Source organism: Raoultibacter massiliensis, from assembly GCF_900199545.1.
In the GTDB taxonomy this organism is placed as follows: domain Bacteria; phylum Actinomycetota; class Coriobacteriia; order Coriobacteriales; family Eggerthellaceae; genus Raoultibacter; species Raoultibacter massiliensis.
The window spans coordinates 640,718-655,980 of sequence record NZ_LT962671.1 but is presented as its reverse complement, the minus strand read 5'-3'; the positions used below and the strand labels follow the sequence as shown (position 1 = coordinate 655,980).

Sequence of the window (15,263 nt, the reverse complement as noted above, 5' to 3'; positions counted from 1 at the left end):
ACCAGAGCAAGAAAAAAGCGACGGGCTTTGTCGGCTTACTCCTGCGCGCCCTTCTTCAGGTTGCAATCGCGACAGAGCATCTGGCAGTTATCCGGCGTTGTGTGCCCGCCGCGGCTCCACGGCTTGATATGGTCGCCGTGCATCTGCTCGAACTCGAACTCCTCGCCGCAGATGGCGCACTTGTGACCCTGACGCTCGTATGCCGCACGCTTCGTACGCTGCTCGAACGCGCGGATGGACAGCGCCTTCTCGTTGCCCGTCAGCAGGTACTCATAGACGCCGGACTTCTTCTGTACGTCCTCGTCCGCCATCAGCGCGCTCACGCGCTCCTCAAGCGCCTTCGGGTCGAGGTCGCGGCGCTCGTGATGCTCGTTATAGAACAAGCCCCACGGGAGACCCTTCATCTCCTTGCGGTACTTCGGGAACACGGCCTTCACCCAGTCGATGACCGAGCAGAAGTAGTTCCAAAGCATCACTGCGCTCGGGTCGTGCTGATGCTCCGCCATATAGCCCTCGATGGACTTTCCCTCGGCTGAAGCGGCCCAAGAGATGGCCGTCTCCAAGAACTCCTGACGGATGGCCGTGCCTTTCAAGTAGTCATTGGCTCCGATATCCTTCGTCGGACCCTTCGTCTTCGAGAAAAAGCGCTTGGCGTCGGACACCCACGAACCCGCATACACCGCGTTGCGCAGCTCTTGGTCGGTAAGCTGCTCGCCCGCGATGTTGATGATGCGGAACCACTCCAGCTTCTCGGAATCCGTTCCCTCGCAGACGTACACGAACAGCTCGTAGTCGAGAATCTGCGCCTGCTGGTCACCCGGCAGGTTATAAAAATACCTGTCATCCACGGAGAACAACCCGTCAACGTACTCGCACAGCGAAATCGTGCGCTGCTGGCCGTCCAGAACCTCGTACCTCGGCTCGTTCGGGTCGTCCTCGTACTGCTCGCCTCGGTCAACCCAGTACATGACGTTCAGGGGCAGGCCCTTCATCACGGTACGGATGACCTCATCGCGCTGCTTGTCCTTGTAGACGAACTCGCGCTGGTACTTCGGACGGATGTCCAGCTGCTCGTCGTAGCCGACAACGCCCTCCTCGGCGTCGTTGAAATATCCTTCGGTGACCTCGCGAACGGTCACCTTGCGCTCTTCGATATGCATTACTGCTGTACCTCCTTCGGCTGTTCAGGATGCTTGTTACGAATAGCAATACGGTCATATAAACGACGTAACTGATGCTCAGATGTACGTATATAAAAAGCATTACCGCCTTGCTGATAAACATCATTCGATTTAGCTACTGATTTAATCGGCGTAGCGATTTCCAGACTACAACCAATAATCTCGAACTGGTCAGGACTGTACTTATCCAAGAACGTAATCGGCACACCCATAACGCCGTCGTAATCAAACGGAATATCCGCAACCTTCGACACCTCGATAGCGTCGTAATTGTCATACGTCGGGTACTCATCCTCATGTCCCGCATACTTCTTGACCAGAATCAGCTCTTCGTGGCGCTTCTTGATGTCGAGGTTCGTGAACCAACGCGTCAAACCGTTGACTTTCTTCGTCATACCCTCTGGAGTAAAGAATTCACAAGGCGACTCACAGCCAAGCCACACTACGTCATCCTTCAGAAGCGGAAAAATCTCCTTATACGTAATTGCGTTCTTATTACCAACAATCACAAACTTCTTCTCATGCTCCATCAGGACGGCCACATACTCTCGAAACAGCGAGAACGGCGGATTCGTGACCACGATGTCCGCCTCATCGAGCAGCGCCAAACACTCCTCGGAGCGAAAGTCGCCGTCGCCTTCCAGCTCGACAAGCTCGTTCTCGCCAAGCTCAAACAGGTTACGGACGTCTTCCATATCCACGCCGCCGTCCCCGGTCGTGTCGTGCACCGTTGTGACGACCGCCTTATAGGGCTTCGCCTTGCCGTCACGGTACTCGGCAACGGCCGACCCCTCATAACACGTCGCAATCAGCTTCTTCAATCCGAGACGGGTGAAGTTCAACACGAAAAACTTGAAGAAGTTGCTTTCGAACGGGTCGTCGCAGTTGCAGAGCACTGTCGTATCCTTAAAATGCTTACGATAATGACGGAGTTCCTTCTCGATGTCCGTCAACTGGGTGTAGAACTCATCGTTCTTCGCACGCTTTGCAGCGCCTAAATTACTGTTATTACCTGCCATTTCATGTCTCCTCTCGTCAGTTGACGGAGGAGCCACGAAAAAAAGCGGCAACCGAAGACACCTATCCCATGGATAGTCGCCTTCGTTCACCGCTCGTCACATGTGTGCGATTTCAGACGCTGTGCCCGTCCCAGACCGACCCGTCACAGTCGGTAGGTTCCTAAGGTCTTATAGGCTTGCCGCTCATGCCTTAACAGGGCTTATACTCGTGAACTCCGTCATTCAATTTTTACTTAATTCATCAATTGCTTATTCCTTCGGGAACCCCGCAGCCTCGCGCACCGTGCCCACCAGAGAAAGAGTCGCCTTCGCAGCCTTGCCGCGTCGGTCGAACTCGACCACGGACTTGCCGGCGGCTCCCGCCTGAACGAACGCCTCGGACTGGGGCAGCGTGGCCACCGTCTGGTCGCCCGCCAGACCCTCGAACCACTCCATGAAGTCGCGGGACGCCTTGAAGCGGTTCCACCCGTTCATCACGTAGACAATCTTCGCGCGACTGTTCTTGAACACCGCCTTGCGCATGCGCATCAGCGGCTCGATGTCCCTCGACGTGGTCCTGGTCGGGATGACCACCACGTCCGCCTCCTTCAGCCAGTCCGCCAGCCCCTCCTGCAAGGCCCCCGGCGTGTCCACCACGGCGACCTGCGCACCGTCCGCCTCATGCGTCTTGTGCAGCGTGCCGCCCTGCGTGTCCAAGTCGTAGAAGCTCACGGGGATGCCGGAGCGCTCGAAGGAGAAGGCAATCTCGTCGGCACACAGGGACTTGCCAACGCCGCCCTTCTGATTGCATACCAGAATCGTCTTCATATCCTCACCTTGCTATATATTTAATCAATTACGCATTTCCATATTTAATTATACGAGCCGACAAACGCGTGTTCAACTGCCACTTTCTGGGCTTTGTCTGGGCTTTTGCTGGTCTCCAAACGGGCTTCACGCCCTCGCTTCGCTCCGTCCGCTCCACCGCGTTTTCCGAATCCGGCTCATAAATGAGCGGACGACGAAAACCCCGATTTTCCGCCCCTTGCGTGTACGTCCATCAACAGCCCTTCTGAAGGTCTCTTCGTAGCCCGCGAGCGGGAACTTGAAAAGGGAGCAGCCTGACGCTGCTCCCTCATCTTCTCGGCTACTCGTCGAACTGCGTGTCCTTGTCCGCCGACCTCGGCGTCCTCACGGGCGCACGCTGCTCGGCCTCCTTGACACGGCGCTGCATGCGCTCGTGCTTCAGACGCCTCTCGCGCTCGTCCTCGTCGGACAGCGCCTTCTCCGCCGCCTTGAGGCGCTTCTCGGCACCCCACATGCTCTTGCGGAACTCGTAGACGCGCCTCTCCGCCTCCTCGCGCTGCCTGCGGCGCTCCTCCGCGAGCGCCTCCTGAATCAACATGCGCAGCATCATGGCGGTCATGTCGGCCATCATGCGGGACACGGGGTCACGGGCGTCGCGCCCCGCCTTGGCGAACACGTGCATGCCGGCCAGAAGCCCCGGGCACGGGTATTGCAGGGTGTCGCGTGCCTCCTTGGAGGCATGGAACTCGCGCCTTGCGGCGTCCACGTCCTCGCGCAGCTTCGCCAGCTGCTCGTCCGGGTGGTTGTGCGCCTCGACAATCTGCTGATAGCGCTCGTCCATGAAGGGCTTGCCCTTATCGCGTGAGCGGTGGATGTGCGCCCTCTGAAGGTCGGACGCCATCTCCGACACGTACGCCCGGTCGAGGTCGTACACGTCGAGAACGGAATCCGCAAAGGACTGTTCTGCCGGTTCGGCCGTCTCGGGCACGTCGGGAAGGACTTCCGGCGCCGGGGCGTCCTGCTGCGGTACCTCAAGCCCGCGCTGCTTCGCCTCGAAGTACGCCTCGATGCCCTCGCGGGTCAGGTCGTCGGCGAGGTTGGAGGCACGGCGCTTGCGGGTGCGGCGCTTCGGTCCCCACTCGTCCACAGCCTTGTAGGACCATCCCGTCGTGACCTCGCCGGTCTTCCTGTCGGTCTTCGCGGTCTCCTTCAGCGTCACGCCGCTCAGCCCGAGATTGCGCCTGAACTCGTCCAGCGTGCCGGAGCGGTCGCGGGCACCCGCCACCCTGTCGCCGAGCCTTCTGTCGAAAGAACCGGGCTGGAACGTCTCGCGCTTCTGCTCCCAGAGGGATATCTCCCTGTCCGCTCCCAGCACCTGAAAGCCGCACGCACGGCTCAGCTCGTCATTGACCGCCTTCACACGCGGAGCGTAGAGGCTCGTGTCCCCCTTGTTGATGACCTGACCGGTACGGGCGTCGTGGTTCGCAATGGTCGCGTGCGCATGCACGCAGCCTCCCTCGCCGTCCACGTGCATGGTGACCCAGCACATGGAGTCGGGGGCAAGCTCGTGGCACAGCGTGTACGCGTACTCCATGCCACGCTGGATGTCGTCGGCCTTGCTTGGGTCAAGCTCGTCGGTCGCCCATGAGATGCGCAGCTCGTAGCCCTCGTTGACCGCGTTCGGGTGGCGATGCCTCTGCCCCTCGCAGTAGACAATGAAGTCCCCTCTCGAGGCGGCGTCACCCATCTGCGCGGCGATGCGGTCCGTGCCGTTTTCCAGATGAGCGCGTCTGCACTTTCCCTCGCCGAACTCGGTGTACGACATGCGCCCGCGCACGTTCGGAAGCGACTGCACATGCGTCGTTGACATCAGACATCACCTCCCGTCTCCACGTACGCCTGCAAATCCGCACGCAGTCCATCGACTTGCGCCCGGAGCTTGTCCACCGAATCGCGGAAATCGCGGAACGCTTCCGCCTCGTCCTTCGTCCTCATTTCCTCACGCGCCGCGTCGAGCATTCCCATGCCGCTCAAGCGCCGGTTGCGCGCGCGTGCAATCTGATTCATGTTGACGCCGATGCGGTTCAGCTCGACACGGACGCGGTCCAGGGCCGGGACGTCCAGAACCACCTCGCGGCTGGGCGGCGCGTACCGACTCGCGTACAGCGCGCCGCGAAGAAAATTGGAACGCGAGCGCGTCCCGCGCTGCTCGTCCAGCAGGGAAAGCTCCGCGTCGCTCATACGCACCTGAACCACCTTGTCACGGCGGTCTTTCACGTACTTCTGGCGCGTCGCCTTCCCGCTTCTTTTTTCATACGTTTCCGCCATGCGGAACACCTCCTTTGCTGCTATCCGAAACGCCCGCCTGCGGCGGACAATCCGAAATGCCGTTTTCGGCTAATCTCGCAACGTCTCTGCGCAAAGGGGAAAAGAGCAAGCATTGACTTCGTACGTACAAATTGCGATTCTCGCAATTTGCCCTACTCCGTCAGCTTGCGAGGGGGCGGCTGCGCCGTCCCCTTCGAACCCCCGCCTTTTGTCCACCGAGCCTCGCCCGTCCATGTCGGACACGGGAACGACTTCCCCTGTCCGACATGGAACCCGAATCCCTCGGTGGAACCCGGCACGGCTACCCTTGGTAGGCCGCGCCGGAAAAACCGCCGTGCGCTTCCGACGACTCTCCAGCTTCTGCGGTAGGAACATGACCGGAATCCGCAGCGCCAGCGGCGCGCGCATCCGGCGTTCCGTGTCCGGTGCCCGGCTTCAGTCCCTTGACGAAGTCAAGGACCTCTTCCGCCGAACCCATGTCCTTCACTTCAGGGAAAACCGTCACGAGCGCGTCGGCGTAAGCCTTCGTCCTCGCGGCGCAGCTTCTTCGCCTGAGCCTCTAACGCACGTGCCTTCTCGGCCACGTCATCAAACCTCTTCGTCGCCATAATCTATTCCTCCTTAATCGTCGTCTTCTGTATCCGTCGCAAGACCAAGCTGCTCCCTCACCGCCGCGTAACCGGCACCGAGGTCTGCGGGAGTCGTGCCATGGGCGGTGCAGTAATCGAGGACGACCGTGCGGAAAATCCCGCGACGTCTGCCCAAGAAGTAGACCAATCCGCCCGCGCCACCATAGCCATCTCGCGTGCGGTAGACCGTCAAGCCGGGGCACCACTTCTCGCAGCTCGTCTTGAGGACGGACCCGCTCGCATCCTTGCTCTGCGTCCATTCGCCGTCGGAGCACGCAAGCTCGACGATTCGGGCCATGAACGCCTTACGGCTCATCTGCATCCGCATACCCTTGTGCTCCGCGGCCAGCCATTCGTCGTAGCGCATGGACAGGTACTCATTCGGCACGAAATCGGCCCTAATCGAATCCTTGACGTCCTCCCAGAACTCAGCCACCGTGTCATTGCCGAGAACCCATTCGCGCTTCAGCTGCGCGGCCTCCTCAGGCTCGGGCAGCTCGTAATACCGGTCCCACTTCACCAGCGCCTGATAGGCCAGGTATTCGCAGAACTCGGGGGACACGACCCACTCGGAACGGATGGTCTTGTCGTCGGCCTTGCCGACGAACTGCCCCGTGAACGGGACGTAGATGTTGCGGGCCAGCCAAGCGTCCCCCTTGTCGCGGGTCTTCGGGATGTCGTTGGCGGCGCAGACAATCAGCGCGTGGGGCGTGTAGTCGAACATGCCCTTGTTCTTGCGCTCCACGCCTATCGCGTCATGCGAGATGATTGACTTCAGGCGCGAGTTGTCCTTCAGGTACGCACCCGAATCGGAGTCCTCGCACGTGATGAGGGAGACCCCCACGATGTTCGACACGCCGAACCGTCCGCCATCCCCGCCGCCGGCAAGCAGCGCGAGGCTTGAGGTCATGCACCCGTCGTAGCCGACGAGCGACTTGAGGCAATCGAGGAAGGTGCTCTTCCCGTTGTGACCCGTCTGGTTGTAGAAGGTCACCATGACGCGCCAGTTGTGGTAACTGCGCAGGGACGCCCCCGCCACCTTGACGAGCAGGTCGCGCCCGCCGTCGTAGGGGACATAGGAGTCCAGCAGCTGCCAGAAGTCAATCTTCGAGCCATCCGGCATCGTGTGCTCGGGGACGGGCGGCTCCTTGTCGGGGAGGCGCGTGGCGCTCTTCCTGAGCGCAACGACCCCGGGGGAGAACTCGCGCAGGACGCGCTCCTCGTAATCCCAGATTCCGTTGGCCATGAAGACCAGAGACGGGTTATCGCACTCGCACACGCGGTTCTCCCGACGCGATGCCATGTCGTGCAGCTTCTGGACGAAGTTCTTCTTCCAGTTGCCGTTCACAGCGCCCACGACCTCCTGACACCACAGGTCAATCTGCCCGTCGCCAATCTCGCGGTAAATCCCCTCGTCGGGGTCGTACATAGCGAGCACGCCCTCCGAGGTCGGCTTGTCCACGGTCTCCTTGACGCAGACCATGCGGATGACCTCCTGCGAGAACACCAGCTCGGCGGCCTGCACGGGGTCGATGCTCTTGAGTCTCGGCCAGCGAAAGCCCCTGCCGTAAATCTTGCCCGCCTCCGGATTGGATGGCGGCTCGGACAGGTTGACCCACGCCACAAGGGCGTTCGTCACCTTGACCACGACGTCCGAGAGAGCGGACAGGCCATCGCCCGCGCAGTCGCGCAACACATAGCTCACCACATCGCTGAGCGCCTTGTGATAGTTCTCCCCGCCGTACAGGTAGTCAGGGTTGTACGCCTCGCCCTGATTCCCCTCGTCATACGCACGCCCCCTCTTCATCTCATCTTTTGTCTGCGGGTCAGATACTTGAAAAATGGGCGGTAATGAGCTAAAATATTTATAGTTAGACGGAGCGGTTCCCTTTGCTGTGGCGGCGGGGGAACTGCTCTTTTCTTTATCAGCCATAAACTCACCTCCTTAATTCGTCAGCTCGACGTGCTTCACGTTCGCGTTCTTCCACGCCTCGACGTCGTCAATCTTGTAGCGAACCGCGTTTCCGACCTTGTAGTAGCTCGGACCCTTGCCCTGATAGCGCCAGGTGCAGAGCGTCCCCGCGCTCAAACCGAGAAACGCCGCCACCTCGCGCGTCGTCATGTAAGAGGGCTTTACCTCTTTTACCTGCTTCTTTCCTTTAGCCATAACCAGCCACCTCCATGTTCAAAGTCCTTTTCGCGAAACAAAAAAGCTCCCGTGGAAACCAAAGAGGGACAGAGGCGCAAAGCCTTGTCTATCTCGGTTTCCACGGGAGCTTCGTGTTCGTTGTTTCGCCCGTGACGCACGGCCTATTCGACCGAGCGCTCGGCTCCTATTCCCGATAGCAACCCCGCATCAAGGACGGGACGGGTGCTGAGCCATTCATCTATATGCATTCCATTGTACACCATTGAGACAATTGAAGCAATATCAATTTTCCCGTAGCCGCAGTTCAGAGCCTATTTCCGCTCATAAACGAACGGAAAGGCTCGAAAAAGCAACCCGCCGCACCACCCGGAAAACAACGACTGCGACAAGAGGTACACGTGAGGGCTGACCACATGTATGACCACATCAAAATGGCATCTGGTCAGCTCTTGAAAATGAAATCCCCTCTTTTATCAAGGGATTTTTTTCGTTCTGACCAGATGACCAGATGACCAGATGAAATCCGACAAACTTTATTTCTTTACGCGTATTCAATAGCCTTTTCAATTTTTATAAATAAGTCCTAAATGATGTGGTCATCTGGTCAGGAATTGCAAAAAGCCTGATGGCGACAGGGGATTTAGCTGACCAGATGGTGACCACATCATTTTTTCTTCTGGTCATGTGGTCAGCATGTGGTCAGGCAAAACGCTCATAAACGAGGGAACGGGTGATTCTTCTGTCCTAAGCAGGTGCGCATTTCGGACGCTTCGCGTCCTCAATGCAGGCTAGTTACGCCTCGGGCTGCGCCCTCGGCTCGCCTCATCGCATGTTGGGTACACGGAAAAGCATGAGAACCATCCAATACGGTTTCGCATGCCTCATGCGTACCTTCTCGAAGGCAACGGAGGCGCGAAGCGCCGTAGTTGCCGGCCAGACGGAGGGGCGTATGTCATGCCAAGCCCATGCCGCACCCCTTCTGTACGTCCACCCACATCCGACTGCCGCCCGCAGGGCGGCCACCCTTGCATCGAGCGGATGCGAGATGCACATGTGCGCTCGAATATCCCTCAGACCGCTTCAGAGGCGTTTTAAGGCACGAAAAAAGCCCGAGTGGTACACGAGTACCCCAACGGGCTTAAAACGTCTTAAAACGCAAATTACGGCGTTTCGTGGCAACAAAAACGGAAAGGGGACGCCATCAGGCGTCCCCCAACCTATACACAAGCGCAAACTCATTCTTGTAAAAGAAGAGTTCGACGCTTCCTCTTTTGGTGGAGGCGCGGAGGATCGAACTCCGGTCCATACTAAATCATCCATGAGGCCCTACAAGCTTAGTCAACGAAAAAGATTCGGAGCCGCTCTGCTCGTTGACGGACTAAACGGTTCCTAGCCGGTTCGATCTTAGCTTGGACCATACCGACCACGTGTCCAAGAGCGTTCCCCTTAGATGATGCCGAACCGAGGGTCGGGGAAACCCCAAGGCCGACAGCCAGGCGCTATTAAGCAGCCATGGCGAGCGCCGGAGCGCTCTGAGTTTTGGTTTTGCCAATTAAATTGACTGTACCCCTGTTTAACGTGGCGAGGAGACCACGACTTGCTCCTCATTTCAAACTTACCATGTCGAAACCAGTCGCCCCCAAAAGTATGCGCCGCCCAAGCGGCCGAACTGCAGCGATGCTGCATGGGTCGATGGCCCCACCTTTTCAAAGTGCATCCGCAGGGTGCTGTAGCCAGCCGGTGCCTGCGAGGACGTTCTATCCTAGCACTCGTTCGCTACTTCTTCAAGACGCTCTTGAAATCGAAGGCCGATTTGATATCGTCGAACGCCCCTTTGAGCTCTGCCGCCACCGCAACGCCGTCCTTGTAGATGGAGTTGATGTCGCTCGTGGCCTGGGCGACGCCTTCCTTCGTGATGCCGAGATCGAATTCGTTTTCATCGTCTTCCTCGGCTTCCTCGTCTTCGACGTAGAAGTATTCGACTTCGTTACCGTCTTCATCGAGCAGGGTGAATCCTATTTCGTTGCCGTCTTCGTCGAGCAGATAGCTCTCGATGTCATCTTCATCGATTTCAAGTTCGACTTCGATGTACTCCTCGTCGTCTTCCTCGGCTTCCCCTTCGAACTCTTCGAGGTCAACGATCTCGAAGCCGGTGTTCGGAGCACCCGCGCCATCGATGTCGGCTTCGTCGTTCTCGAAATCCTTATACACTTCTTCGAGGGTCTCCTCATCGGCATCGACGCCCAAGGCGGCGTCCTCGAATTCGTCTTCTATTTCAAGGTCGGACTCGTCTTCGGCAGCGATGCCTTCCGTTTCCACGCCGTCTTCCAGCACCTCGAGCTCTTCGTCCAAATTCATTGCTGCTCCTATTCTTGTCGCACAACGCGACGCTCGGTCTACCGGCTGCGTTCTTTGAGCGCACGCTCGATTTCGCGACGCGAATCTCGCGCCGCCATGCTTGCCCGCTTGTCGAAAAGCTTCTTGCCGCGCGCAATGGCAATCTCAACTTTCACGAGCGCGTTTTTCGCAAAGTACATCTTGAGGGGCACGATTGCCATGCCCTTCTCTTTGACCGCTTCCTGCAGTTGCCTGATCTCCTTTTTGTGGAGCAGGAGCTTGCGCTTGCGATCAGAGTCGACGTTGTTGATGTTGCCGTTGACGAAGGGCGCGATGTGCAGGTTATGAAGCCACGCCTCGCCGTTTCGGATAGTAACGAACGCATCGGTGAGCTGACAGTTGTTGTCGCGCAGCGAGCGCACCTCCGTACCTTTGAGTTCGATGCCCGCCTCGAAGCGATCGAGCACTTCGTACTCGTGGAACGCCCGCTTGTTCTTGGCGATTATCTTCTCCTCATGCTTCATTCGGCAGATTCCGTTCCGCTTCCCTGCTCATCTACGGTACCCGCATCTTCGGACTCGACCGAACCGATCGCACCCGCCATACCCGGCACGAACGAAACGGATTCGTCGAGATCGAGCACGAATCGCACGATGAGCTTCACGGTCGCCTCAAGATCGGAAAGCGAGATGACCTCGGTGGGCGTATGCATATAGCGCAGAGCAACCGAAATCAGCCCCGTCGCTTTTCCGCCCCGCGATATCTGGATGGCGCGGGCGTCGGTGCCCGTAACGCCGGGTTCGGCTTCGATCTGGTACGGTATGCCCTCGGCTTCGGCTGCGGCGACCAACCGGTCGAATACGATGGGGTTGATGTTGGGCCCGCGCGCGATGACGGGACCCTGGCCACATGCGATGTTTCCGTGTTTCGCCTTGTCGATGCCTGGATAATCGGTTGCATGAGTGACATCGAACGCCAGACCGACATCGGGGTGCACACCGTAAGCGGAGGTCTCTCCCCCACGCACGCCGATCTCCTCCTGCACGGTTGCCGCCGCCACGAAATCACCGCTCGCACGGCCCGCTTTCGCAAGCTCTTCGAGTACGCGCGCGGCAACCCACACGCCGGCCTTGTCGTCGAAGGCCCGCGAAACGGCCATGCCCTTGCCGAAACGCTCGAAACCGACGCCGTAGGTGATCGAATCGCCCACGCGCACGCGTTTCTTCACGGCTTTCGCAGGAAGACCGAGATCGATGACCAGTTTGTCGAGAGGTGTAACGTTCTTGCGATCGTCGGGCGTGATGAGGTGGATGGGCTTGCGCCCCACAACGCCTCGCAGCGTTTCGCCTTCGGCGTGCACGTCCACGCGCATGCCGGGAAGAATCGCCGCATCGACGCCGCCGATGGCAGCCACGCTCAAATAACCCTCGTCGCTGATATAGGTGACCATGAGGCCGACTTCATCCATATGGGCGGCGAGCATGACGGACGGACCTTCGCCGGTCCCCCTCAGCGTCGCGTGAACCGACCCGAGCACATTCGTCTCGATCTCGTCGGCCGAATCGGCAAGGCGTTCGCGCACGATGGCGGCAACGGCCTCTTCCGAGCCGGTCGGCGAGGGGGTCTCAAGCATGCGCTTGAGAAACCTCACATCTTTCTTCTTCATATCAGATACTCCTTATACATGCGATCCCCACGGACGCTGCGCGCAATCCGCGCAGGCGACCAGCTGGAAACGGGCGCTTATGCGTTTCGGGCACATTATACCGTTTCGCGACAGTTCCCCCAACGGCGTTTGCCGAGCAGGCAGGCAAGCGTTGCCTTGCGCACATAAACGTGCGGCAAGGAAAGCCGCGCACAGCCCGCCTTGCGCGGCCTACTCCTTCACCACGATACCGAGCTTACGTGCCACCGATGCCGCCTGGTAGGGGTCCATGATGCATCCGGAAAGCTCGCGCATGGTATCGGACACAAGGAATCCCGCGATATCGTTGTCGGACAGATCGACCCCGCGCAAGCTCGTCTTGAAGAAGTCGACGTTCGTCAGCCGCGATTGCGAGAACTCAACGCGCTTCAGTTCGGCTTCCGCTATCGAGGCTTGGGAGAAGTCGCACCCCTCGAAACTGCAGGCATCGAAGCCCCCTCGCGTGAAACTCGCGTACTGGAACGTCGAATCCGTCACCGTTGCATGCTTGAACACCGTTTCGGAGAAGTCGGCACCGACGAAGCGGCACGAGGAAAACGAGCAACGCAGGAAATACGCCGACGAGATGTCCGCATTCGAAAAATCGCACTGCTCGAACGCAACGTCTTCGAAGGTGGCATTCGATAGATCGGAAGCGAGAAACGCACAGCGGAGCAGGTGCGAAGAAAAAAGCTCGAGCCGCGACAGATCGACGCCCTCGCATGTCTGCCCTTCGACGACCAGCGAGTATACGGGGCGTTCGGCGGCACGATCGTCGATGGTCGCCTCGATCAGATCAGGGACGCTCGAAAGGTTCGCGGATATACGGGGCGCATCGGGCACAGGGGTCACTTCCTCAAACGGAGTATCGAAATCGCAGCTTTTCATAGTACCCCATAGCCGCTCGGCACGCGCCGACGAATCGCCCGCAACGTGAACCCGCTTGGCAAAGCCGATACCCGAGCCCAACCGAGGGCTGCTACGCAAATGCGCCCGCGCGGACAGGTCGCGCGGGCGCATTCCGTAACGGATGAGATAAGGTCGCTACACCATGAGTTTGGCAACCGCCTGGGCGTATTCAACCGGATCGTCGATCGGCATGCCCTCGACGAGCAGCGCCTGATTGTACAGGATGTCGGTGTAAAGCTTCACCTTGTCGCCATCGCCTGCATCCTGAGCCGCCTTGAGCGTTTCGAAGATCGGATGCTCGGCGTTGACCTCGAGCACGCGTTCCGATTTGACGTCATCGGCCCCGGGCGACGACGACAGCACGCGCTCCATTTCGAGGGAGATCGGACCCTCGGCCGTCAGCGCAACCGGAGAATCGCTCAGGCGCGTGGACACGGCCACTTTCGTCACCTTGTCGCCGAGCGCCTCCTTCATCGCATCGAAGAGGCTCTCGTTTTCCTTCTCGACAGCCTCTGCGGCCTCCTTTTCCTCTTCGGTCTCAAGACCGAGATTGCCGCCCGCTACGTTCTTAAGCGGATACGCCGTCAGAGAATCAGGATCATCGTCGTCGGGCACGGCAAAATCGGCCATTGCGGTCATGCAGAACTCGTCGACGTCTTCGGTGCACAAGAGCACGTCGTAGCCCTTACCCAGAACGGTTGAGACGATGGGCATCTTCGCCAGACGGTCAATCGAATCGCCCGCCGCATAGAAGATCGCTTCCTGCCCCTCGCCCATGAGCTTCGCGTATTCGTCGAGCGTAATCATCTTCTCCTGTTTCGCGGAGTAGAACAGCAGCAGATCGGCAAGCTCGTCTTTCTTCATGCCGTAACTCGAATAGATGCCGTACTTGATGCCGCGTCCGAAATTCTCGAAGAACTTCTCGTATCCCTCGCGATCGGTGTCGCGCATATCGGCAAGATCGGACTTGATCTTCTTCTCGATGCGCTTCGCGATGGCGCGCAGCTGGCTGTTGTGCTGCAGCGTCTCGCGCGAGATGTTGAGCGTAAGATCCTGACTGTCCACCACGCCGCGCACGAAGTTGAAGTAGTCGGGAACGAGCTCTTCGCATTTTTCCATGATGAGCACGTTCGAGCTGTAGAGGGCAAGGCCCTTTTTGTAATCTTTGCTGTACAGATCGAACGGCACGCGTCCTGGAACGAACAGCAGCGCATCATAGGAGAACGAGCCTTCTGCATGGATCGAGACCGTGCGAACCGGATCGGAGAAATCATGGAAATCCGATTTGTAGAACTCGTTGTATTCTTCCTGGCTGACTTCCGATTTCGGGCGCTTCCAGATGGGAATCATCGAGTTGATGGTTTCAAGCTCCTCGTAATGCTCGTATTCGGGCTTGTAATCATCTCCCGCATCCTCGGGCTTGGGCAGTTCGCGGGTTTTCTCCACCTCCATCTGCACGGGATAGCGCACATAGTTGCTGTAGCGTTTGATGAGGCTCTTGAGTTTGTATTCGCTCAGGTAGCCATCGTAGTTTTCCTCGTCGGTATCCTCTTTGAGCACGAGAACCACATCGGTGCCGTGGCTTTCACGCTCGGCTTCCTTGATGGTGTAGCCTTCGACGCCATCGCTCTCCCACGAATACGCCTCGTCGGAACCGTAGGCGCGCGAAATGACCTTGACCTTGCTAGCCACCATGAAACCCGAGTAGAAGCCCACGCCGAACTGGCCGATGATATCGATGTCCTCGCCCTGGGTTTCGGAGTTTTCCGATTTGAACTCAAGGCTGTCGGAATGGGCGATCGTACCGAGGTTGCGATCGAGCTCGTCTTTGGTCATGCCGATGCCGTTGTCGGAGACGGTGATCGTGCGGGCCGCCTTGTCGAACGAAACGAGAATAGCCAGATCATCCTTGGAGATCTTGATCTCCGAATCGGTCAGGCTCCTGAAGTAGAGCTTATCGACCGCATCCGATGCGTTCGAAATGAGCTCGCGAAGGAATATCTCCTTGTTCGTGTAGATCGAATTGATCATGAGGTCGAGCAGCTTCTTGCTCTCAGTCTTGAACTTGCGCATACCGATTACCTTCCTTACGGATACTATTCACAACTATGAGCGGCATTTTTAGCAGTCTCAATGTTCGAGTGCCAACAAGAGATTTTAGTAGCACGAAAAAGATTGTCAAGACCGCGAGGCACTCTCTTCGATAAGGATGCCGAAACCGAAACCCGCAAAGGATCCGAC

The 15,263-nt window shown here is 58.4% G+C and carries 12 protein-coding genes and 1 other RNA gene; all 13 read right to left on the bottom strand.

Annotated features, from left to right (window positions below):
• Nucleotides 1-35: 35 nt before the first annotated feature.
• The 13 genes from C1719_RS06935 to htpG all read right to left on the bottom strand — a co-directional run bounded on the left by C1719_RS06935 (nucleotide 36) and on the right by htpG (nucleotide 15,095).
• Entirely contained in the window at nucleotides 36-1,160 is a 1,125-nt protein-coding gene (locus tag C1719_RS06935; RefSeq protein ID WP_102374438.1) for a GmrSD restriction endonuclease domain-containing protein, read from the bottom strand.
• Nucleotides 1,160-2,200 (bottom strand): adenine-specific methyltransferase EcoRI family protein, encoded by a 1,041-nt coding sequence (locus C1719_RS06930; protein ID WP_102374437.1) that lies wholly within the window; start codon nucleotides 2,198-2,200, stop codon nucleotides 1,160-1,162. The genes C1719_RS06935 and C1719_RS06930 overlap by 1 nt, the downstream gene beginning before the upstream one ends.
• Before the next feature lie 249 nt (nucleotides 2,201-2,449).
• Nucleotides 2,450-3,007 carry a ParA family protein gene (locus C1719_RS06925; protein WP_102374436.1) on the bottom strand — a complete coding sequence of 186 codons (558 nt, stop codon included), beginning with the start codon at nucleotides 3,005-3,007 and terminating at the stop codon, nucleotides 2,450-2,452.
• Between the two features lie 319 nt (nucleotides 3,008-3,326).
• Entirely contained in the window at nucleotides 3,327-4,856 is a 1,530-nt protein-coding gene (locus C1719_RS06920) for a relaxase/mobilization nuclease domain-containing protein (RefSeq protein WP_102374435.1), read from the bottom strand.
• Nucleotides 4,856-5,314, bottom strand: coding sequence for a plasmid mobilization relaxosome protein MobC (mobC, locus tag C1719_RS06915; RefSeq protein WP_102374434.1), 459 nt, complete (start codon nucleotides 5,312-5,314; stop codon nucleotides 4,856-4,858). Before mobC ends, C1719_RS06920 begins: the two co-directional genes overlap by 1 nt.
• A 621-nt stretch (nucleotides 5,315-5,935) precedes the next feature.
• A complete protein-coding gene (locus C1719_RS06905) occupies nucleotides 5,936-7,750 on the bottom strand; it encodes a phage/plasmid primase, P4 family (RefSeq protein ID WP_180963513.1) in 1,815 nt (604 codons plus the stop codon).
• Nucleotides 7,751-7,888: 138 nt separating this feature from the next.
• A complete protein-coding gene (locus C1719_RS06900; RefSeq protein WP_039689461.1) occupies nucleotides 7,889-8,110 on the bottom strand; it encodes a helix-turn-helix transcriptional regulator in 222 nt (73 codons plus the stop codon).
• 1,254 nt (nucleotides 8,111-9,364) lie between these two features.
• Nucleotides 9,365-9,733: a transfer-messenger RNA gene (gene ssrA / locus C1719_RS06895) on the bottom strand.
• Between the two features lie 135 nt (nucleotides 9,734-9,868).
• On the bottom strand, nucleotides 9,869-10,450 hold the full coding sequence (locus C1719_RS06890; RefSeq protein WP_102374432.1) for a hypothetical protein: 582 nt from the start codon (nucleotides 10,448-10,450) through the stop codon (nucleotides 9,869-9,871).
• Nucleotides 10,451-10,488: 38 nt separating this feature from the next.
• The gene (smpB, locus tag C1719_RS06885; protein ID WP_102374431.1) at nucleotides 10,489-10,953 is read right to left on the bottom strand and encodes an SsrA-binding protein SmpB; all 465 of its coding nucleotides are present in this window, start codon (nucleotides 10,951-10,953) and stop codon (nucleotides 10,489-10,491) included.
• A complete protein-coding gene (locus C1719_RS06880) occupies nucleotides 10,950-12,095 on the bottom strand; it encodes a M42 family metallopeptidase (RefSeq protein WP_102374430.1) in 1,146 nt (381 codons plus the stop codon). Before C1719_RS06880 ends, smpB begins: the two co-directional genes overlap by 4 nt.
• Nucleotides 12,096-12,305: 210 nt before the next feature.
• Entirely contained in the window at nucleotides 12,306-13,001 is a 696-nt protein-coding gene (locus tag C1719_RS06875) for a pentapeptide repeat-containing protein (protein ID WP_180963512.1), read from the bottom strand.
• 156 nt (nucleotides 13,002-13,157) lie between these two features.
• On the bottom strand, nucleotides 13,158-15,095 hold the full coding sequence (gene htpG / locus C1719_RS06870; protein WP_102374428.1) for a molecular chaperone HtpG: 1,938 nt from the start codon (nucleotides 15,093-15,095) through the stop codon (nucleotides 13,158-13,160).
• Between the last annotated feature and the right edge of the window lie 168 nt (nucleotides 15,096-15,263).

Coding starts and splice junctions, on each gene's coding strand:
- C1719_RS06935 (WP_102374438.1), bottom strand. CDS start 1,160: ATGCATATCGAAGAGCGCAAGGTGACCGTTCGCGAGGTCACCGAAGGA.
- C1719_RS06930 (WP_102374437.1), bottom strand. CDS start 2,200: ATGGCAGGTAATAACAGTAATTTAGGCGCTGCAAAGCGTGCGAAGAAC.
- C1719_RS06925 (WP_102374436.1), bottom strand. CDS start 3,007: ATGAAGACGATTCTGGTATGCAATCAGAAGGGCGGCGTTGGCAAGTCC.
- C1719_RS06920 (WP_102374435.1), bottom strand. CDS start 4,856: ATGTCAACGACGCATGTGCAGTCGCTTCCGAACGTGCGCGGGCGCATG.
- mobC (WP_102374434.1), bottom strand. CDS start 5,314: ATGGCGGAAACGTATGAAAAAAGAAGCGGGAAGGCGACGCGCCAGAAG.
- C1719_RS06905 (WP_180963513.1), bottom strand. CDS start 7,750: ATGAAGAGGGGGCGTGCGTATGACGAGGGGAATCAGGGCGAGGCGTAC.
- C1719_RS06900 (WP_039689461.1), bottom strand. CDS start 8,110: ATGGCTAAAGGAAAGAAGCAGGTAAAAGAGGTAAAGCCCTCTTACATG.
- C1719_RS06890 (WP_102374432.1), bottom strand. CDS start 10,450: ATGAATTTGGACGAAGAGCTCGAGGTGCTGGAAGACGGCGTGGAAACG.
- smpB (WP_102374431.1), bottom strand. CDS start 10,953: ATGAAGCATGAGGAGAAGATAATCGCCAAGAACAAGCGGGCGTTCCAC.
- C1719_RS06880 (WP_102374430.1), bottom strand. CDS start 12,095: ATGAAGAAGAAAGATGTGAGGTTTCTCAAGCGCATGCTTGAGACCCCC.
- C1719_RS06875 (WP_180963512.1), bottom strand. CDS start 13,001: ATGAAAAGCTGCGATTTCGATACTCCGTTTGAGGAAGTGACCCCTGTG.
- htpG (WP_102374428.1), bottom strand. CDS start 15,095: ATGCGCAAGTTCAAGACTGAGAGCAAGAAGCTGCTCGACCTCATGATC.